At 62.2% G+C, this 19,447-nt stretch carries 17 protein-coding genes and 1 pseudogene; 16 read left to right on the forward strand and 2 right to left on the reverse strand.

All coding sequences use genetic code 11. The features are described from left to right. The first annotated feature begins 4 nt into the window (after positions 1-4). The 13 genes and pseudogenes from waaF to BM275_RS10365 all read left to right on the forward strand — a co-directional run bounded on the left by waaF (position 5) and on the right by BM275_RS10365 (position 13,272). Entirely contained in the window at positions 5-1,039 is a 1,035-nt protein-coding gene (gene waaF, locus BM275_RS10305; protein ID WP_090521001.1) for a lipopolysaccharide heptosyltransferase II, read from the forward strand. After that, positions 1,040-2,041 (forward strand): lipopolysaccharide heptosyltransferase I, encoded by a 1,002-nt coding sequence (gene waaC / locus BM275_RS10310; protein WP_090521004.1) that lies wholly within the window; start codon positions 1,040-1,042, stop codon positions 2,039-2,041. Further along, complete coding sequence (locus BM275_RS10315) at positions 2,041-3,162, forward strand: glycosyltransferase family 4 protein (protein WP_090521005.1); 1,122 nt, start codon at positions 2,041-2,043, stop codon at positions 3,160-3,162. The genes waaC and BM275_RS10315 overlap by 1 nt, the downstream gene beginning before the upstream one ends. 121 nt (positions 3,163-3,283) lie before the next feature. Beyond that, positions 3,284-4,099 (forward strand): lipopolysaccharide core heptose(I) kinase RfaP, encoded by an 816-nt coding sequence (rfaP, locus tag BM275_RS10320; RefSeq protein ID WP_090521007.1) that lies wholly within the window; start codon positions 3,284-3,286, stop codon positions 4,097-4,099. A gap of 23 nt (positions 4,100-4,122) precedes the next feature. After that, positions 4,123-4,833 carry a lipopolysaccharide kinase InaA family protein gene (locus BM275_RS10325; RefSeq protein ID WP_272891003.1) on the forward strand — a complete coding sequence of 237 codons (711 nt, stop codon included), beginning with the start codon at positions 4,123-4,125 and terminating at the stop codon, positions 4,831-4,833. Then, positions 4,830-5,141: pseudogene (locus BM275_RS10330) on the forward strand (lipopolysaccharide kinase InaA family protein); the annotation flags it as partial. The gene BM275_RS10325 and the pseudogene BM275_RS10330, both read left to right, overlap by 4 nt. A 20-nt stretch (positions 5,142-5,161) precedes the next feature. After that, the gene (locus tag BM275_RS10335; RefSeq protein ID WP_090521014.1) at positions 5,162-6,601 is read left to right on the forward strand and encodes a lipopolysaccharide kinase InaA family protein; all 1,440 of its coding nucleotides are present in this window, start codon (positions 5,162-5,164) and stop codon (positions 6,599-6,601) included. Positions 6,602-6,700: 99 nt separating this feature from the next. Further along, complete coding sequence (locus BM275_RS10340; RefSeq protein ID WP_090521017.1) at positions 6,701-8,455, forward strand: carbamoyltransferase family protein; 1,755 nt, start codon at positions 6,701-6,703, stop codon at positions 8,453-8,455. Continuing rightward, complete coding sequence (locus BM275_RS10345) at positions 8,442-9,584, forward strand: glycosyltransferase (RefSeq protein ID WP_036997385.1); 1,143 nt, start codon at positions 8,442-8,444, stop codon at positions 9,582-9,584. The genes BM275_RS10340 and BM275_RS10345 overlap by 14 nt, the downstream gene beginning before the upstream one ends. 53 nt (positions 9,585-9,637) lie before the next feature. After that, positions 9,638-10,333 (forward strand): CatB-related O-acetyltransferase, encoded by a 696-nt coding sequence (locus BM275_RS10350; protein ID WP_090521019.1) that lies wholly within the window; start codon positions 9,638-9,640, stop codon positions 10,331-10,333. After that, a complete protein-coding gene (locus tag BM275_RS10355) occupies positions 10,330-11,286 on the forward strand; it encodes a glycosyltransferase family protein (RefSeq protein ID WP_003286624.1) in 957 nt (318 codons plus the stop codon). Before BM275_RS10350 ends, BM275_RS10355 begins: the two co-directional genes overlap by 4 nt. Continuing rightward, positions 11,287-12,159: a DUF6625 family protein gene (locus tag BM275_RS10360; protein WP_080573106.1), complete on the forward strand. Its 873-nt coding sequence runs from the start codon at positions 11,287-11,289 to the stop codon at positions 12,157-12,159. It abuts the gene before it with no gap. A gap of 36 nt (positions 12,160-12,195) precedes the next feature. After that, positions 12,196-13,272 (forward strand): glycosyltransferase, encoded by a 1,077-nt coding sequence (locus BM275_RS10365; RefSeq protein ID WP_003286622.1) that lies wholly within the window; start codon positions 12,196-12,198, stop codon positions 13,270-13,272. On the opposite strand, the gene BM275_RS10370 is transcribed toward BM275_RS10365, so the two are convergent. After that, positions 13,258-13,863, reverse strand: a complete 606-nt coding sequence (locus BM275_RS10370; RefSeq protein ID WP_036997383.1) for a toluene tolerance protein — start codon at positions 13,861-13,863, stop codon at positions 13,258-13,260. The genes BM275_RS10365 and BM275_RS10370 overlap by 15 nt on opposite strands. Positions 13,864-13,978: 115 nt before the next feature. On the opposite strand from BM275_RS10370, the gene BM275_RS10375 reads away from it, so the two are divergent. The 3 genes from BM275_RS10375 to hldE all read left to right on the forward strand — a co-directional run bounded on the left by BM275_RS10375 (position 13,979) and on the right by hldE (position 18,504). Continuing rightward, positions 13,979-15,163 (forward strand): O-antigen ligase family protein, encoded by a 1,185-nt coding sequence (locus tag BM275_RS10375; RefSeq protein WP_036997396.1) that lies wholly within the window; start codon positions 13,979-13,981, stop codon positions 15,161-15,163. Between the two features lie 16 nt (positions 15,164-15,179). Continuing rightward, positions 15,180-16,997, forward strand: coding sequence for a lipid A export permease/ATP-binding protein MsbA (gene msbA / locus BM275_RS10380; protein WP_090521021.1), 1,818 nt, complete (start codon positions 15,180-15,182; stop codon positions 16,995-16,997). Between the two features lie 85 nt (positions 16,998-17,082). Further along, positions 17,083-18,504 (forward strand): bifunctional D-glycero-beta-D-manno-heptose-7-phosphate kinase/D-glycero-beta-D-manno-heptose 1-phosphate adenylyltransferase HldE, encoded by a 1,422-nt coding sequence (hldE, locus tag BM275_RS10385; RefSeq protein ID WP_090521023.1) that lies wholly within the window; start codon positions 17,083-17,085, stop codon positions 18,502-18,504. Positions 18,505-18,528: 24 nt separating this feature from the next. Here the strand turns inward: hldE and BM275_RS10390 are convergent, their stop codons facing one another. After that, positions 18,529-19,416: a metal ABC transporter ATPase gene (locus BM275_RS10390; protein ID WP_090521025.1), complete on the reverse strand. Its 888-nt coding sequence runs from the start codon at positions 19,414-19,416 to the stop codon at positions 18,529-18,531. Between the last annotated feature and the right edge of the window lie 31 nt (positions 19,417-19,447).

The following is a 19,447-nucleotide window of genomic DNA, read 5'->3' on the forward strand; positions in this document are numbered from 1 at the left end:
CCTTATGAATATTCTGATTGTGGGACCCAGCTGGGTTGGCGACATGGTGATGGCGCAGACGTTGTTCGCCTGCCTGAAACAGCGCCATCCCGACTGCCAGATCGACGTGCTGGCACCCGAGTGGAGCCGGCCGATTCTCGAGCGCATGCCCGAGGTACGCCAGGCGCTGAGCTTTCCGGTCGGGCACGGCGTGCTCGACATGGCGACCCGGCGCAAGGTGGCGCAGAGCCTGCGTGGTCAGTATGAGCAGGCGATCCTCTTGCCCAATTCGTTGAAGTCGGCGCTGGTGCCGTTCTTCGCCGGTATTCCCAAGCGCACCGGCTGGCGCGGCGAAATGCGCTTCGGCCTGCTCAACGACATGCGCAAGCTCGACAAACAACGCTATCCGCTGATGATCGAACGCTTCATGGCGCTGGCGTTCGAGCCGGGCGCCGAGTTGCCCAGACCGTATCCGAACCCTTCGCTGCGTATCGACCCCGTGACTCGCGATGTGGCATTGGCACGTTTCGTCCTGAGCCTGGATCGTCCGGTATTGGCGCTGTGTCCGGGCGCCGAGTTCGGCGAATCCAAGCGCTGGCCGGCCGAGCACTTCGCCAAAGTCGCCGAGCTGAAGATTCGCGAGGGTTGGCAGGTCTGGCTGTTCGGCTCGAAAAACGACCACCCGGTGGGCGAGGAAATCCTCGCGCGATTGATTCCTGGGTTGCGCGAAGAGGCGGTGAACCTGGCCGGCGAGACCAGCCTGGCCGAGGCCATCGATCTGCTCTCCTGCGCTGACGCAGTGGTGTCCAACGACTCCGGGCTGATGCACGTCTCCGCCGCGCTGGGCCGGCCTCTGGCTGCAGTCTATGGCTCGACGTCACCGGCCTTCACCCCGCCGCTTTCCGAGCAGGTCGAGGTGGTGCGGCTGGGTCTCGACTGCAGCCCCTGTTTTGAACGCACCTGCCGCTTCGGCCACAACAACTGCATGCGCGAGCTGAAGCCGCGCGCGGTGATCGAGGCGCTGGATCGTCTGGCCCCGCAGTCGGTCGAGGTGCGCTGATTGAAGGTCCTGCTGGTCAAGACCTCGTCGTTGGGCGATGTCGTGCATACCCTGCCGGCGCTGACCGATGCGCAGCGGGCGCTGCCTGGCATCCAGTTCGACTGGGTCGTGGAGGAGGGCTTCGCCGAAATCCCGGCCTGGCATCCAGCGGTGGCGCAGGTGATTCCGGTGGCGATTCGTCGCTGGCGCAAACATCCGATCAATACCCTGCGCAGCGGCGAGTGGCGACGCTTCAAGGCGCGCCTGCGCGAAAGTCGTTATGACCTGGTGATCGATGCCCAGGGCTTGCTCAAGAGCGCCTGGCTGACCCGCTACGTCAAGGCGCCGGTCGCAGGGTTGGATCACGATTCGGCCCGCGAGCCGCTGGCGACACGCTTCTATGATCGGTGCTATGCCGTGCCGCGTGAGCAGCATGCGCTGGAGCGGGTGCGTCAGCTGTTCGCTCAGGCGCTCGGTTACCCGCTGCCGCAGGATGTTGCCGACTACGGCCTGAATCGCGAGCAGATGGCCGCTCCCAGCGATCAGCCGTATCTGCTGTTTCTGCACGGCACCACTTGGCCGAGCAAGCACTGGCCGGAAACCTACTGGCGCGAACTGGCCGAACGCATGAGCGATTTCGGCTGGGCGATCCGCCTGCCGTGGGGCAACGCCGAGGAGAAGGCCCGCGCCGAGCGCATCGCCGATGGCATCGGCAACGCGGCGGTGCTGCCGAAACTGAATCTGGCGGGTATTGCCCGGGTGATCGCCGGTGCGCGCGCCTGCGTTGCGGTAGATACCGGTCTCGGTCATCTGGCGGCAGCGCTGGATGTGCCGGCTATTTCACTCTATGGTCCGACGCTGCCCGGGCGCGTTGGCGCCTACGGGCGCTCGCAGGTGCACTTGTGCGCCAGCGGGCCGAACGCCGGCAGCGGCGACCGGCACCGGCCCTGTTTCGACGAGCTGCGCCCCGAGCGCGTCGTCGCTGAATTGAATGCCCTGCTGCGGGCCACGGAGTCCGACTGATGCAACTGGCGTTCATCCTCTACAAGTACTTCCCCTTCGGCGGGCTGCAGCGCGATTTCATGCGTATCGCCCTGGAATGCCAGCGCCGCGGCCATGCCATCCGCGTCTACGCGATGATCTGGGAAGGCGAAGTGCCGGACGGCTTCGAGGTGCTGATCGCGCCGGTCAAGGCGTTGTTCAACCACACCCGCAACGAGCGCTTCACCGCGTGGGTCGACGCCGACCTGGCGCGCCGCCCGGTGGATCGGGTGATCGGTTTCAACAAGATGCCGGGGCTCGACGTCTACTACGCCGCCGACCCCTGCTTCGAGGACAAGGCGCAGACCCTGCGCAACCCGATCTACCGGCGTTGGGGGCGCTACAAGCATTTCGCCGAGTACGAGCGCGCGGTGTTCGACCCGCAAGCGAAGACCGAGATCCTGATGATCTCCGAGGTGCAGCAGCCACTGTTCGTCAAGCACTACGCCACCCCGGCCGAGCGTTTTCACCTGCTGCCACCGGGCATCGCCGCGGACCGCCGCGCGCCGGCCAATGCCGCAGCGATCCGCGCCGAGTTCCGCGAAGAATTCGAGCTGCGCCCCGACGAGCTGTTGCTGGTGCAGATCGGCTCCGGCTTCAAGACCAAGGGCGTCGACCGCAGCCTCAAGGCGCTCGCCGCATTGCCGCGCGAACTGAAGCAGCGCACGCGGCTGCTGGTGATCGGCCAGGATGATCCCAAGCCGTTCAAGCTGCAGACCAAGGCGCTGGGCGTTTCCAGTATGGTCGAGTTCCTCAAGGGGCGCAGCGACATCCCGCGCTTCCTGCTCGGGGCCGACCTGCTGATTCACCCGGCTTACAACGAGAACACCGGCACCGTGCTGCTGGAAGCGCTGGTTGCCGGCTTGCCTGTGCTGGTCAGCGATGTCTGTGGCTACGCGCACTACATCGAGGACGCCGCCTGCGGCTGTGTGGTGCCCAGTCCGTTCGAGCAGGCGACGCTCGACCAGTTGCTGGCGCAGACGCTCGCCGATGACGAGCAGCGTGCCCGCTGGCGGCGCAACGCACTGGCTTATGCCGAGGCCGCGGACCTCTACTCCATGCCGCAGAAGGCGGCCGACGTGATTCTCGCGGAGGGCAAATGATTCGGCCTTGCTGCCTGTCCCGCAGGCTGGATAACACGCGCAGTGCTTATTCGTCGGCGCTGCTGCAGTGCGTCAGTGGTGGGCAAGGCTACACCGTGCCCACTCTGGCGGAGGGGCTGCCATGCAACTGATCCTCGCCGAACCCTTCAAGAGCCTGTGGCGGGGCAAGGATGCCTTCGCCGAGGTCGAGCGCCTCGAAGGCCAGGTCTACCGCGAGCTGGAAGGCCGCCGCACGCTGCGTACCGAGGTCGATGGGCGCGGCTACTTCGTCAAGATTCACCGCGGTATCGGCTGGGGCGAGATCGTCAAGAATCTGCTCACCGCCAAGGCCCCGGTGCTCGGCGCCGGCCAGGAATGGCGGGCGATTCAGCGTCTGCACGAAGTCGGCGTACCGACCATGACCGCCGTGGCCTACGGCGAGCGCGGCGTTAATCCAGCCAGTCAACATTCGTTCATCGTCACCGAGGAGCTGGCGCCGACAGTCAGTCTCGAGGATTTCTCGGCGAACTGGCGCGAGCAGCCGCCGGCGCCGACCCTCAAGCGTGCGCTGATTGCCGAGGTGGCGCGCATGGCTGGCACCATGCACCGCGCCGGTGTGAATCATCGGGACTTCTATATCTGTCACTTTCTGCTGCACACCGACCAGCCCGTTACAGCGAGTAATTTCCGCCTGTCGCTGATCGACCTGCACCGCGCCCAGACCCGAGCGCAGACACCGCGCCGCTGGCGCGACAAGGATCTGGCCGGGCTGTACTTCTCGGCGCTGGGCATCGGCCTGACGCGCGGCGATAGGCTGCGCTTTCTGCGCGGCTATTTTCAGCGGCCCTTGCGCGACATCCTGCACGACGAGGCGCGTCTGCTCGCCTGGCTGCAGCGCAAGGCCGAGCGGCTATCCAGTCGCTATGCGCGCAAGTACGCACCGGGCGCACAGGCGTGAGTGGCTGGCAGCTCGCATCCGGCATGCCCGTCGAGGCAGCCTCGGCGTTCGCCGATCTGCCGACGGTGTTCGCGCTGACCGGCGAGGCGATTGCCCGCGATCCGTTATCCGAGGTGATTCGCGTCGAGTGCGGCGGCTTGCGCTATTACGTCAAACGTTATTGGGCGGCTGGCAAAGGTTTGCGGCGCTTTTTCGGGCGTCCGCGGGTCAAGGCCGAATGGCAGAACCTGCGGCACTTTGCGCGCTGGGGTATTCCCGTCGCGCCAGTCGTGGCCTGGGGCATGGAGCGCCGTGGAGGTGCATTCCTGCGTGGGGCGCTGATCACGCTGGAGGTGCCCAATACCGTCGACATGGCGGCAATGGCGACGAACAACGACCCGCGTCTTGGCGATCGACACTGGGTCGCGCGCATCAGTCGCCAACTGGCGCATGCCACCCGCACCCTGCATGACCATCATTTCGCCCACAACGACCTGAAATGGCGCAACCTGCTGATCAATGAGGACGGCGAGCTGTTCCTGATTGACTGCCCCTCGGGCAACTTCTGGTGGGGGCCTTTCCTGCGGCGGCGCATCATCAAGGATCTGGCCTGCCTGGACAAGGTGGCCAAGTACCATTTGAGTCGCACCCAGCGCCTGCGCTTCTACCTGCAGTACCAGCGGCGTGGGCGGCTGATACCGGCTGATCGAGCGTTGATCGCGCAGGTGCTGGAGTATTTCGAGGGGCGCGAATGAACGAGTTTTTTTCTGTCGCTGATCGGCCCCTGCTCGAGGCGCACGGCCTGGCCAGCTTCGATGCACTCTGGGCCGTGCAGCTCGAATCGGTCGATATGCCCAATACCGGTCGCGGCGGCTGGAGTAGCGTGTTTCGCCTGGAGTTGGGCGATACGGCCTATTACCTGAAGCGACAGAGCAACTACCTGATCCACAGCCTGCGCTATCCGTTCGGCGAGCCGACCTTTGCTTTCGAGTTTCGCAATATCCAGCGGTATCGGAGCGATGCGGCTATCGACGCCGCGCGGGAGGCGATCGCCGGCCGCCAGCAGTGCAGGATGGCAGGCATATGATACTGACGGAACTCTCCCGTGCTGGGCGTACGCCGGCGCTGCCGCTGACGCTCTTGCTGCCCATCGGCGAACTAAGCATGCTGCAGTGGCTGCGTGTACTGCCGGGGCAGCGATATGTAGGTCGGGCCGAATGGCAGGGGCGTACTGTGCTGGCCAAGCTGCTGGTCGGCGCTAAGGCCGAGCGCCATTTTCAGCGCGAGCGCCAGGGTGCTCGCTTATTGGCCGAGCAGGGCATGAGCACCCCGGCGTTGCTCGCTGAGGGCTTCGAGGCCGGGCAGGGTGGCTGGCTGCTCTTCGACTTCCTCGTCGGCGCCGAAAGTCTGGAGCAGGCCTGGCGGGCAGTGGAGCACGAACCGCCGTTGTCCGATCTCCAACAGATGGTGCTGGGGGAAGCACTGGGCGCCATCGCGCAACTACACGCGCGCGGCCTGTGGCAGGACGATCTGCACCTGGACAATCTGCTGCGGCATGACGGCCATCTCTTCATCATCGATGGCGGCGGCATTCAGGCGCAGACTCCGGGCCAGCCGCTGGCACGCGATAAGGTACTGGCCAACCTCGGCGTGTTCTTCGCGCAGCTGCCGGCTGGTCTGGAGCCGTACATCGAAGAACTGCTGGTGCACTACATCTTGGTCAACGGCGAGCATGCCCTGCCGTTGGAGGCTCTGCTGCGGGAGATCGCAGGCGTACGTCGCTGGCGACTGCGCGACTATCTCGGCAAGCTTGGCCGCGACTGCTCGCTGTTCAGCGCAAGGCGCAGCCTGAGCGAGCTACGCATCGTTCGTCGCAGCGAGGCGACTGTACTGGAGAGTCTGCTGGACGCGCCGGATATGGCGCTCGAGTCGGGACGTGCAATGAAGCGGGGCGGCAGTGCCAGCGTGGCGCTGATCGAGACAGCCGGCCGGCCGCTGGTCATCAAGCGCTACAACATAAAGGGCCTGGGCCACTGGCTGCGTCGCTGCTGGCGGCCCAGCCGTGCCTGGCACAGCTGGGTCGAGGGAAATCGCCTGAGTTTTCTCGGCATCGCCACGCCACGACCGCTGGCCATGCTGGAGCGCCGTTGGCTGGGCCTGCGCCAACGCAGCTATCTGATTACCGAATACAGCGGCGGCGAGGATATAATTGCGCGTTTTCAGCCATACCTCGCCGGTTCGCCGCCCGAATCCGAGTTGCTGGCACTCGATCAGTTGTTCGCTGCGCTACGTCGTGAGCGCATCAGCCACGGTGATCTTAAGGGCACCAACCTGCTCTGGGATCAGGGGTGCTGGACGCTGATCGATCTGGATGCTGCGCAGCAGCACGGCAGCGAGGCGGGCTTCAGTCGCGCCTATACGCGTGATCGCGCACGTTTTTTGCGCAACTGGCCGGCCGACTCGGCGCTGCATCGGCTACTGGCCGAACGAATACCGAAGGACAGCTTGGAGCCCGATGCTTGAAGCTGGAAGAACACGCTCTGCGGAGCTGAACTAAACATCCGCTGTTGCTTCAAGCCTCCGGCTTCAGGCGTTCAGCTCGCTTTCAAGAGGCTTTCACCCGTGGCATTGACGATTCTCGGCCTTTCCGGCGCCCTCAGCCATGATCCTTCCGCTGCCCTCTACATCGACGGCAAGCTCATCGCTGCTGCCGAGGAGGAGCGCTTCGTGCGTGACAAGCATGCCAAGAACCGTATGCCTTACGAGTCCGCCAAGTTCTGCCTGGAGCAGGCCGGCATCAAGCCGAGCGACGTCGACGTGGTGGCGATTCCCTTCGCCCCCATCAGCATTTTCGAGAAAGCCCGTTGGCACTATGCCAAGCGCTACTGGTACGCGCCGGACCGCGCGCTCGACGCCATTCTCATGGGCAACCGTCGCTATTATCGCTACAAGAAACGCATCCAATGGTGCCTGCAGCAGCTTGGCTTCGATCTGAAAAAGGTCAAGCTGCAGCCGGTCGAGCATCACCTGGCCCACGCCTCCAGTGCCTACCACTGCTCCGGCTTCACCGAGAAGACCGCGATCATGGGCATCGACGGCAAGGGTGAGTACGCCACCACGTTCTTCGGCTGGGGCGAGAACGGCAGGATCCACAAGATCAAGGAATTCTACGATCCGGACTCGCTGGGCGGTCTGTACGGAGCGATCACCGAATACCTCGGCTTCGAGATGCTCGATGGCGAATTCAAAGTCATGGGCATGGCGCCCTACGGCGACGCGGCCAAGTACGATTTCTCTCGCTTGGCGAAATTTGAGAACGGCGAGCTGATCATCAACACCGATTACGCCAACGTTATCGGTTTCCGTCGCTACAAGGAAAACGGCAAGGGCTACTACTTCTCGCCCAAGCTGATCGACTGGCTCGGTCCCAAGCGCGAAGGCGACATCGCTGACGATCCTTACATCCACTACGCCGCCAGCATGCAGGCGCTGTTCGAGAAGCTGGCGCTGGAGATGATGGACTACTACCTGGGCGACATCATCCGCGAAACCGGCAAGATCGCTTTCGCCGGCGGCTGCGCGCTGAACGTCAAGCTGAACCAGAAGATCATTGCCCGCCCCGAAGTGAAGGAGCTGTTCGTTCAGCCCGCTTCCGGCGACGCCGGTACCGCGGTGGGTGCCGCCGCCTACGTCTCCCACCAGCGCGGCGTGCCGGTGGAAAAGATGGAACACGTCTACCTCGGTCCCTCCTACAGCAACGAGGACGTCATTGCTGCCTGCGCCCGCCACCCCAACAAGCCGGTGTGGCAGAAGATCGACGACGTCCCCGAGCGCATCGCCAAAATCATGGTCGATGGCAACCCGGTAGCCTGGTTCCAAGGGCGTATGGAGTTCGGTCCGCGCGCCCTCGGCGGCCGCTCCATCATCGGCTGCCCCAGCGTGCCGGGCGTGGCCGACCGCATCAACGAGCAGATCAAGTTCCGCGAGCGCTGGAGACCCTTCTGCCCCTCGATGCTCGATACCGTCGCGCCGCAGATGCTCAAGGTCGACCATCCCAGCCCCTTCATGACCTTCACCTTCGAGGTCAATGAAGGCTGGAAGGAGCGTGTCGGCGAAGTCGTCCACGAGGACGGCACCTCCCGCGCCCAGGTGCTCGAGCGCCAGCACAACCCGCGCTGGTATGACCTGATGGTCGAGCTGGAAAAACTCACCGGCAACGGCGTGTCCCTGAACACCTCGCTCAACCGCCGCGGCGAACCGATGATCTGCTCGCCGACCGATGCGCTGAACATGTTCTATGGGTCGGATCTGCAGTATCTGATCATGGAAGATATTCTGGTGATCAAGGACGGGATGACTTGGCATGACGCCATCTAAGGCAAGATCCCCTGATGAGCCGTGGGTGCTGCAGTTCTGCCACGGCTATGACGGCCCCTTTCTGGATTGCGCTCGCCAGTACGCGGTGCTGTTCAAGAACACGCCGTATCGGGTGTGCACTGTCTACCTGACTGGTCAGCCCAGTGAGGAGGTCGAGCGTGGTTCGGCCTCCGATGAAGTGATCTTTCTTGGCTACGACAGCAAGGACGTGCGCGGGCTCAAGCTCGGTGCCATGCGTCGGCTGCGCGAGATCGTTGCCGGTCGCGACTTCCGTGTCTGCATTGCCCACCGCTTCAAGCCGATCTACATCGCCCTGTTGGCCACCCGCCTGCCGGTGATCGGCGTGCACCATGCCTTCGGCGTCTACCAGCGGCGCATGCGCCGCTGGTTCATCAACCGCTTCCGCTCCCGCCTGCTGCTGCTGGGCGTTTCCAATGCCGTGCGCGACGAGATGCGTAGTCATCTGCCGGGCTGGGAGCCAGAGCGCATCGAGACCCTGTACAACCGCATCGATGTCGCCGCGGTACAGGCCGAACAGGTGTCCCGCGAGGCTGCGCGCAAGTTCCTCGGCCTGCCGCAGGATGCCTGGGTGGTCGGCAACGTCGGTCGCCTGCATCCGGACAAGGACCAGGCTACCCTGATTCGCGGCTTCGCCCAGGCGCTGCCGCAACTGCCGCCAGGCAGCCTGCTGACGATCATGGGCTCGGGTCGCCTGGAGTCATCGCTGAAGGCGCTGGCTGCGGAGTTGGGCGTCGCCGAGCAGGTGCGCTTTCTCGGCCAGGTGCCTCGGGGGCGGCGCTATTTCAAGGCCTTCGACGTATTCGCCCTGACTTCCGACCACGAGCCGTTCGGCATGGTGCTGCTGGAGGCGATGGTCGCCGGCGTGCCGCTCATTGTCAGCAATTGCGGTGGTGGTAAGGAGGTGGTCGAGGGTGTCGGTGTTCTCTTTCCGCTGGGCGATGCCGGGGCTTTGGCCGAAGGCTTGGCGCGCATGTCCGCGCTGACGTCGGAGCAGTGCAGCCTGTGCGCTCGAATGATGATCCAGCGGCAGAGCGGTGTCTTCTCTGATGTGGCGGTACGCGCTCGTTTCTGGCAGTTGGATATGATCGCGTCTTTTACCCTGGCCTGAAGAGCCAGCGGCTCGTCAGGCACTATCTAGGCTGATTTGGAGTCCCCGGACGCATGATTGCCCGGCTCAAGAATGAATACTGGAAGCGCTGGATCCGCCGGCATGGCTGCAAGGTGGCCAGCGGTACCATGGCCATACGCAAGGGCAGCCGTCTCCATATCGAGGCCGGGGTCGAAATCGGGCATGTCCAGATGCTGTTCGGTGAGCTGAGCATTGGCGCCCGGACCTACATGCGCAGCGGTGGCGAACTGCAGAACGTCGCCGCCATCGGGCGCTTCTGCTCGATCGGCTCGAATGTGGTGCTGGGGCAGGAGCGCAATACGCACCCGACCCACTGGGTTAGCTCCCATCCGTTCCAGTATTCCGGAACCGCCTGGCATTACCAAGCGAGCGGCACGCCGGCCCGTATCGGGCACGATGTCTGGATCGGGCGCGATGCCATGGTCATGGAAGGCGTGGAGATCGGCACCGGCTGCATCGTGGCGGCCCGATCGGTGGTTACCAAGAGCTTGCCGCCCTATTCGATCGCTGCAGGCGTTCCGGCCAGAGTGGTTGCGCAAAGGCATCCGGAATCCGTAGCGCAACAGCTGCTGAAGGCGAAATGGTGGGATATCCCTGTCGCTGATTTGGTCCAATTGCCGCTCAACAGTCCAGAGGTGTTTCTGAGAGCGCTCGGCGAGAGGAGCTTCACGGCCGGGAGCGAATTTCCAACACTGTGCATAACCCGGGAAGGCGGTCAGGTTCTATGAGGCTCCTATTTCTTGTCCAGGCCGAGCAACGGGTCATTCTCGACCGCCTGTATGAAGGCATCGCCAGCCATTGTGACTGCGACCTGCGCTGGCTGAGCCGGGATGAGCAAGCGGATCTGCAGGGCTATTTCCGCCGCGAGGTGGATGTCGCCCGCTACGACCGGATTCTCTTCTTCCTGCGCTTCAAGCAGGAGATCCGCCAGGTCCCGTTCATCCGCAGCGTGCCGAACCTGGCGATCCTCGAGCACGACGCTTACCAGAACTACATTCCCTGCAAGTACACCGGCAAGTTCAGCCGGCACTATGCGAGGCTGCCGTGGGCGCGGGTGATCAGTTCGGGCTTCATGGTTAGCGAGCGGCTGCGCCAGGAAGGTTTCGATGCGCACTTCGTGCCCAAGGGCTACGACCAGGCACTGCTGCGCGACCTATGGCTGGAGCGGGACCTCGAACTGGCCTTCGTCGGCAGCACCAAGAGCGGCGCCTACAGCGGACGCAAGGCCCTGCTGGACGAACTGGGAAAAGTGGAAAACTTGCTGGTGACCCGTACTCAGTCCGGCGAGGACTACCTCAATACCCTGAACCGCATCCGCTTCTTCGTCAGTGCCGATGTGGGCATGGGGGAGTACATGATCAAGAATTTCGAGGCTATGGCCTGCGGCTGCGTGCTCTTCGCCTACGACCAGGGCGAGGCGGAGAACCGGGCCCTGGGCTTCGTCGACATGCACAATCTGGTGCTCTACCGCACGGTGGCCGATATCCAGGCGAAGCTGGCCGTCTTACGGGCCGACCCGCAGCGGACCCAGGCCATCGCCAAGCGCGGCCGCGACCTGGTCACCGAGCGCTACAGTTTCGCGGCTCTGGGCAAGGCCATCGTCGAAGCGCTGGAGCCGCCCCTGCGCAGCCGGCCCGAGCCCGGCTGGCTGGATCGGCTGCGTTCGCGTCTGGGGGTGTGAATGGCTTCTCCACGGATCTGCCTCGTCATTCCCTATTTCGGTCGATGGCCTTTCTGGATGTCTTTTTTTCTGGAAAGTTGCCGCTATAACCCGAGTGTTGACTGGCTGCTGTTTAGTGATTGTGGCGTGCCGCCGAATTGCCCTCCGAATGTTCGTATTCGTGAAATTAGTTTTTCATCTTATTGCTCTCTGGTTTCCGCTCGCCTGAATATCGATTTTTCGCCGGCTAGCCCATATAAGCTCTGCGACCTAAAACCTGCGCTTGGGTACATTCATGAGTCCGAACTGGCTGGCTATGATTTTTGGGGGTTTGGTGATATCGATCTGGTTTATGGAGACCTGAGGCGGTACTTCTTCGACCAACGCCTGCAGCGCTATGATCTTTTGTCGACTCATGAGAGGCGGATTTCTGGACATTTATGCCTGCTGCGTAACGATGCGCAAATGCGTGGCACTTTTATGCGTGTTCCAGATTGGCAGAAAATGTTGGCTGTCGAAGTTCATCTGGCTTTCGATGAGAAAGCTTTTAGTCGCCTGTTTATCCGAGGCAAGAACTGGCCGGAGCCGATTCGAAATATCAGGGATAAATTCAATGTGCTCCGGCGCCACAGCGAGTTCTTGGAGGCGTTTAGTACACCCTATACAAGAATTCGATGGACTGATGGCAGTATGCGGTTTCCGCAGAGGTGGACCTGGAACAAGGGCAGCTTGCGTACTGATTTGGATGGCGAGCGCGAGTTTCCATATTTTCATTTTATTACCTGGAAAAACACTCCGTGGAGAGGGCTTGCTGATTCCGATCGTGTTGCCTTACCCAATTTGGCCCGGGAGGATTGCTGGAGCATCAGTGAAAAAGGTTTTCATCCATGCTGATGGATTCGGAAAGGAAAGCGAGCATTCGGAGATGTGATGCTGGTTAACATAATGTGGTGTTCCGGGTCGGCCTATGCCTCTGTTCATAAGGTGCATGAGCAATTGCTCACTGCGGCTGGATATGAAGGCGGGTATGAGAACTGGGTGCTTCAAGGCGATCCTTGCAGCGGCTCTCGTGCTTGGCATGTTCCGAGCCGAGTGCTGAAGAGGCGAGGTTTCAGAAGACTAACGCAATGGTTTTGGCGAAGGCGCATCCTGCACGAACTGCAAGCAGTCGGCGCGCGGGTTCTCTTGATAGATGGTTTGGGTGTTGCGCGTTTTGTCTTGCCGCTTCTGAAGCAGAGCAAGAATCTGAAGGCTGTTGTGCTGTTTCACGGAGAGGTGCGAATACGTTCGGCTGACAATGCCATTTTCGGCGGCGTCCCGGCTGATCGGCTGCGTTTGGCCGCCGTTTCACAAACACTTGCTGCTGTAATTGCCGAGAGCTCGTGCTTGCCGGTAGCGGTGCTGCGTAGTGCGCTGGACCCTGAGCAGGTCGCCCGGCGTTTGCTAGGTCGATCTGCGGCGCGTAGCCGTTTGGGGCTTCCGGGTGATGCGGTAGTCTTCGGTGCCTTAGGCCGGCTGGTTGCGGAAAAGGGCTTCGATGTATTGATCGAGGCCTTTGCCAAGGTCGCATGCGGCCATCCGCATTTGCATATGGTGGTTCTGGGAGAAGGAGAGCAACGGCCGCTGCTGCAGCAGCGTATTGCCTCCCTTGGGCTATCTAGGTGTGTACATTTGCCGGGCCATCTAGACGATGCGGCGACGTTGTATCGCGCTTTTGATTGGGTTGTGATGCCCTCTTACCGTGAGGGGCTGGGGTTGGTTCTGCAGGAAGCGGTAATTGCCCAGGTGCCTGTTGTGGCAAGTAATTTAACGGTATTTCGCGAGCAGCTCGGAGATTCGGCAATTTATGTCGAGCCAGGTAGTGTTTCAGGCTGGCAAAAGGCTATTGAGCTATGTCTCGCACAATCTCCCGAGCAGGTGTCCCAGCGGCAGGGGCAGGTTCTTGCTGCTCAGCGCCAGTGGGCGAATTATCAGCATGCCGCTCGCAATCTTCTAGCTTGGCAATAGTGCTTGGCCGAGCTCGGCAAAGGGGAATGTTTCGGACAACCCCTCTCGTTCGAGGTAGCGATGAAAGTGGGCCAGATTGCGACGCCGCAATTGGGTCGACAATGACCGACGATAGAATTTCATGTCTGCTATGTCGATAAGTCCGAGTTCTCCTGACGGTGTTTTCACAATATTGCCAGGGTGCAGGGAGCGGAAGTACACGCCTTGGGTATAGAGGTTGCGAATAAAGCAGATTAATTCGGGCATGAGATCGCCCCATTCAAATCTCGGCGCCTTCGATAGCTGAAAGAGTGATTGCCCAGGCAGCGGCTTGTAGTGAACAGCTGTCAGTTCCGCTTGCTCCAGATTGAAGCGCGAAATAGGTTCCAGCGTGGGGATGCCGAGCTCCTTGAGGCGCTGCGCATTGTTGCAAAAGCTCTTGGAGTAGGGGCGAAACAATGCAGATGAAAGTAGCCGCTTGCGGCGGAATATCTTCAGGAAAGTTCCGTCTGCGAGCTGATAGACCTTTGGGCCATGGCCGTCCGCCTCAATTAGCCGGGCTCCCTTAAGCATGTGGTCGAGCTGAAACTGCATTAGCTTTTTGCGTTGCATGGCGGCGCGAGCTTGATCAAGGGGGATGTATCATACCCTTTGCTTTGCGTCGTTGGGGCAAGCATGATCGCCATCCCTGTGGAGAGGTTGAATGCGAGTCAAGGCAAATACACTCATGATGGGCGATCTGGTGAACCTGCAGCGATGGTTGTGGTTGGGGCAGCTCTGGTTTCTGGCGATGCTTGCCTGGGCTCCAAGCAGCAAGCTGTATCAGCAGGGCTTGGTCGTGTTGCTATGGCTCCCTACACTGGCGGCTGCTTGGATCTGGCGAAAGCAATGGGCTCAGCGGTGGCATTGCTGGCCTTCGGGATGGGTGCTGATGATGGGCCTGATGCTTTGGGCTGCCCTTACCCTGCTATGGAGCGACACGTCGCAACCCCTGCGCACGGTAAAGCATCTGCTTTACATCGCACTGTTCTGGCTCTCATTCGTATTGCTATATGGAGACGCTCGCCGAGAAAGATCTCTTTACCGGCTACTCTGGCTCGCAGGATGGGGGCTCTCATTGGGCGCGTTAGCGAGTTTGCTGGTCTTTTATGGTGAGCAGGGCAACCCGCTGAATCATCGACTACGAGGTAGCGGAGGGCTGGAGCATCCGATTCTCGGTGGCTATGTGATAGGGGCAGCCATGGTTTGGTTGCTTGCATTGCTGCCAGAGCAAAGCAAGCTGCGGGGGCTTACGCTGGTTGCGGTGTTGCCCATGTTCATCTTCGTCGCCATGACCCAAAGTCGGGGCGCCTACTTGGCTGTGTTTGTTGCGATCCCCGTGCTTCTGTTGCTCGGTCGGACACGCATTCTTGGCTACGCGGTGGGTGCGATCGTGCTCGCGGGCGCCTTGGGCTGGTGGATGTATGAGCCTCTGCTGATGGCGCGCGGCGCAAGTTATCGACCGGAGATTCTGTTGTCTGCTGCACAGATGGTTGCTGGCGCTCCTTGGGGTATCGGTGCCGGAACTGACTATGGCGTCAGGGTCGATACCGTCACTACGGTATTCGAGCACTCCCATAATCTGCCGCTGCATGTTGGAATCGAGCTTGGCTGGCCGGGAATATTGATCTGGATGGTGCTGTGGTGCGCGGCGCTGCTCCGAGCCTGGAGGGCCCGTCGACAAGCTGTTGGGCGGTTGGTGTTTGTGCTGCTCGTCTATGCAGGAGTGGCGATGCAGTTCGATGCGGCAAGCCTCTGGGATACGCCCCGGGCGGAATGGTTTATCAGTTGGCTGCCGCTTGCATTGGCGTTCGCCATTTCGAGTTCCAAGAGGCCCAAGCCCGGTGTGATAGACTCCGCGCCCTCTCAATGATTGACGAAATTTCAAGATGAGTGCGAACGCATCTGCGCCAGAGCAGCCATCCAGTCTGAAAATCTACTTTCGGCTGCTCGGCTACGTGAAGCCATATGCCGGTTATTTCCTGATCAGCATCCTCGGTTTCCTGATCTTCGCCTCCACCCAGCCTATGCTGGGCTACATCCTCAAGTTCTTCGTCGACGGGCTGAACAACCCGGACGCCAGTTTTTTTGCCCAGGTGCCTCATCTCAACGAACTGGAGTGGCTGGCCGGGCTCAAGCTGCTGCAGGCGGTGCCCTTGCTGATCGTTGTCATCGCGCTGTTGCAGGGTGTCGGTTCGTTTCTTGGCAACTATTTCCTGGCCCGCGTCTCGCTGGGATTGGTACATGACCTGCGTGTGGCGCTGTTCAACAACCTGCTGACGCTCCCCAATCGCTACTTCGACAGCCACAACTCCGGACATCTGATCTCGCGCATCACCTACAACGTGACGATGGTGACGGGGGCGGCGACGGATGCGATCAAGGTGGTGGTGCGCGAGGGTATGACGGTGATCTTCCTGTTCGCCACGCTGCTGTGGATGAACTGGAAGCTAACGTTGGTGATGGTGGCGATCCTGCCGGTGATCGGGGTGATGGTCTCCAGTGCCAGCAAGAAATTTCGCAAGCAGAGCAAGAAGATCCAGGTCGCGATGGGGGATGTCACCCATGTGGCCTCGGAAACCATCCAGGGCTACCGGGTAGTGCGCAGTTTCGGTGGCGAGTCCTACGAGCAGGCACGTTTTCTCGGCGCGAGTCAGGACAACACCGGCAAGCAGCTGCGCATGGTCAAGACCAATGCGGTCTATACGCCGACGCTGCAGCTGGTGATCTACAGCGCGATGGCGGTACTAATGTTTCTGGTGCTGTACATGCGCGGTGATGCTTCTGCTGGCGATCTGGTTGCTTACATCACCCTGGCCGGCCTGCTGCCGAAACCGATCCGGCAGCTGTCCGAGGTCAGTTCCACTATACAAAAGGGTGTTTCCGGTGCCGAAAGCATCTTCGAGCAGCTGGACGAAGCCTCGGAAGTCGATGGCGGTACGCTGGAGCGTGAGCGAGTGGCGGGGCGACTGGAGATTAACGGGCTGAGCTTCGTCTATCCGGGCACCGATAAGCGCGTGTTGCACGATATAAGCTTTAGTGTCGAGCCGGGGCAGATGGTTGCGCTGGTCGGGCGCTCGGGCAGTGGCAAATCGACCTTGGCTAATCTCATTCCGCGGTTCTACCACCACGAACAAGGGCAGATTCTGCTCGATGGCGTGGATATCGAGGATTACACGCTGCGCAATCTGCGTCGGCATATCGCTCTGGTGACTCAGCAGGTGACCTTGTTCAACGACACTGTCGCCAACAACATCGCCTATGGCGATCTGGCAGGTGCCCCGTTGGAAGACATCCAGCGCGCGGCGCGCGATGCCTACGCGGACGAGTTCATCCAGCAGATGCCACAAGGCTACCAGACGCTGGTTGGCGAGAATGGTGTGTTGCTTTCCGGCGGTCAGCGCCAGCGTCTGGCGATCGCCCGCGCGCTGTTGAAGAACGCGCCGGTGTTGATCCTCGACGAGGCGACTTCGGCGCTGGACACCGAATCCGAGCGGCATATCCAGAGCGCGTTGGACCACGCCATGAGTGGCCGCACCACGCTGGTCATCGCCCATCGCCTGAGCACCATCGAGAAGGCCGATCTGATCTTGGTGATGGAGCAGGGGCGTATCGTTGAGCGCGGCAACCATGCGCAGCTGCTGGCGGCGAACGGTGCCTATGCTCGTTTGCACGAGAAGCAGTTCAAGGACGACGAGCCGGCGTGATCCGCGTGTCTGCTGGGCCGCGCGAGCCGCGGCGCGCCGGCATGCTATGATCCGCGGCGTTTTCCAGCGCCCCGGAGCCCTATCAATGAAGCTGTCCATGCCCCGTTTCGACCAAGCCCCCGTCCTGGTGGTGGGTGACGTCATGCTCGATCGCTATTGGCATGGCGGCACGTCGCGCATCTCGCCGGAGGCGCCGGTGCCGGTGGTCAAGGTCGAGCAGATCGAGGATCGCCCCGGTGGTGCGGCCAACGTTGCGCTGAACATTGCTGCATTGGGCGCGCCTGCCCGCCTGGTCGGCGTGACCGGCGAGGATGAGGCGCGTCAGAGCCTGGTCGACAGCCTCGCAGCCGCCGGCGTTGAAGCGCATTTCCAATGCATCGAGCACCAGCCGACCATCGTCAAGCTGCGCGTCATGAGCCGCCATCAGCAATTGCTGCGCATGGATTTCGAGGAGTCGTTCGATACCGATCCGGCGGCGATCCTGGCTGAGGTCGAGGCGCTGTTGGCCGGGGTCAAGGTGCTAGTGCTGTCTGACTACGGCAAGGGCGCGCTGAGGAATCATCAGGCGTTGATCCAGGCGGCGCGCCGCCGCGGGATTCCGGTGCTGGCCGATCCCAAGGGCAAGGATTTCGAGATCTATCGTGGCGCGTCGCTGATCACGCCGAACCTCGGCGAATTCGAGGCGATCGTCGGGCATTGCGCCGATGAGGCCGAGCTGGTCGCCAAGGGTGCCGAGCTGATGCGCCGCCTGCAGCTGGACGCTCTGCTGGTGACCCGTGGCGAGCACGGCATGACCCTGCTGCGCCCCGACCACGCCGCGCTGCATCTGCCGGCGCGCGCGCGCGAGGTATTCGATGTGACTGGCGCCGGCGATACCGTGATTTCCACACTGGCCGCTGCGCTGGCCGCCGGTGCCGAGCTGCCGCAGGCCGTGGCGTTGGCCAACCTGGCCGCCAGCATCGTGGTCGCCAAGCTGGGCACCGCCTGTGTCAGCGCGCCGGAGCTACGCCGCGCGATCCAGCGCGAGGAAGGCTCCGGGCGCGGCATGATGACGGTCGAGCAACTGCTCACCGTGGTCGAGGATGCCCGCGCCCAGGGCGAGAAGATCGTTTTCACCAACGGCTGCTTCGACATTCTGCACGCCGGTCACGTGACCTATCTGGAGCAGGCGCGCGCTCAGGGCGACCGGCTGATCGTCGCGGTCAACGACGACGCCTCGGTCAGTCGCCTGAAGGGGCCGGGCCGCCCGATCAACAGTGTCGACCGGCGCATGGCGGTGCTCGCCGGCCTGGAGGCGGTGGATTGGGTGGTGTGCTTCTCCGAAGACACGCCGGAGAACCTGCTGGCGCAGGTACGCCCCGATGTGCTGGTCAAGGGTGGCGACTACGGTGTCGATCAGGTGGTCGGCGCCGAGCTGGTCCGCGCCTATGGCGGCGAGGTGCGTGTGCTGGGGCTGGTAGAGAACAGCTCCACCACCGCCATTGTCGAGAAGATTCGCAAGGCCTAGCGGCCGCGGCCGTGCCGCCGCCACTCAGCGGGCGACAGCCAGGGCGCGGCCGGCCCACCAGTCCTTCCAGCCAATGCGCTCGTCGCGCACTACCCAGCCGTCCTGCGGCGCGAAACTTTCCGACAGCCACAGCCCGCGGGTCGCCACCGGGCTCAGGCGGCCGCTACGCAGCTGCAGCAGCTGCTCCTGCGGTTCGCCATGCCGCAGCGGAATCAGATAGAGATCGGCCTGACTGCGATCCAGACGGGCAACCAGCTCGCCGTCCTCGAGACGCTCGTCGACATGGAACAGGCTTGGCCGATGCACGTCCTTCGGCACTTCCAGACGCATGTCGTAAACCAGCTGCAGCGAGGCCGTAGGCAGGTGCACGTATGCACACGGACGTTCCATCAGCACCCGCTCGCCGCAGTGCACCGGCCGCGTGGCGCCGGTCAGCGAGGCGAGCGCGAAGTGCGGCGTTTCGCGGTACTGCAGCGGGCCTTCATACGGCGTTGGCAGCCAGGTATCGCCGAAGCGGCCGCTCAGCCAGCCTTCCGGGGTTTCCAGCAGGCATTCCTCGGCGATTTCCTGGATGGCGGTGAGCAGCGGCAGATTGAGTTCGTGAGCCGGCACGTAGCCGGAGATCAGCTTGAGTACCACGTCGCCGCGATCCAGCCGTTGCTGGCGTACCAGCACCCAGTATTCGCGATCCTGCCAGTCGAGGGTGAGGCGCACCGAAACGCCCAGATTGGCCAGCTCGAGGGCGAAGCGGTGGGTGCTGGGGACCTCGACCGGACGCCGACGCTCGATGACTTCGCCGAAGTTCAGCGGCCGGCCCAGACTCTGGTAGCTCAGGTTGTCCTGGCTGGCCTCGACGTAGAGAGGCAGGGTCTTGAATGCGGCAGGGCTCTTGCGCACCAGAACTCTTGGCATTCGGTTTCTCCTTGCGGCGAAGAAAGTAACC

The organism is Stutzerimonas kunmingensis (assembly GCF_900114065.1).
Lineage (GTDB): Bacteria > Pseudomonadota > Gammaproteobacteria > Pseudomonadales > Pseudomonadaceae > Stutzerimonas > Stutzerimonas kunmingensis.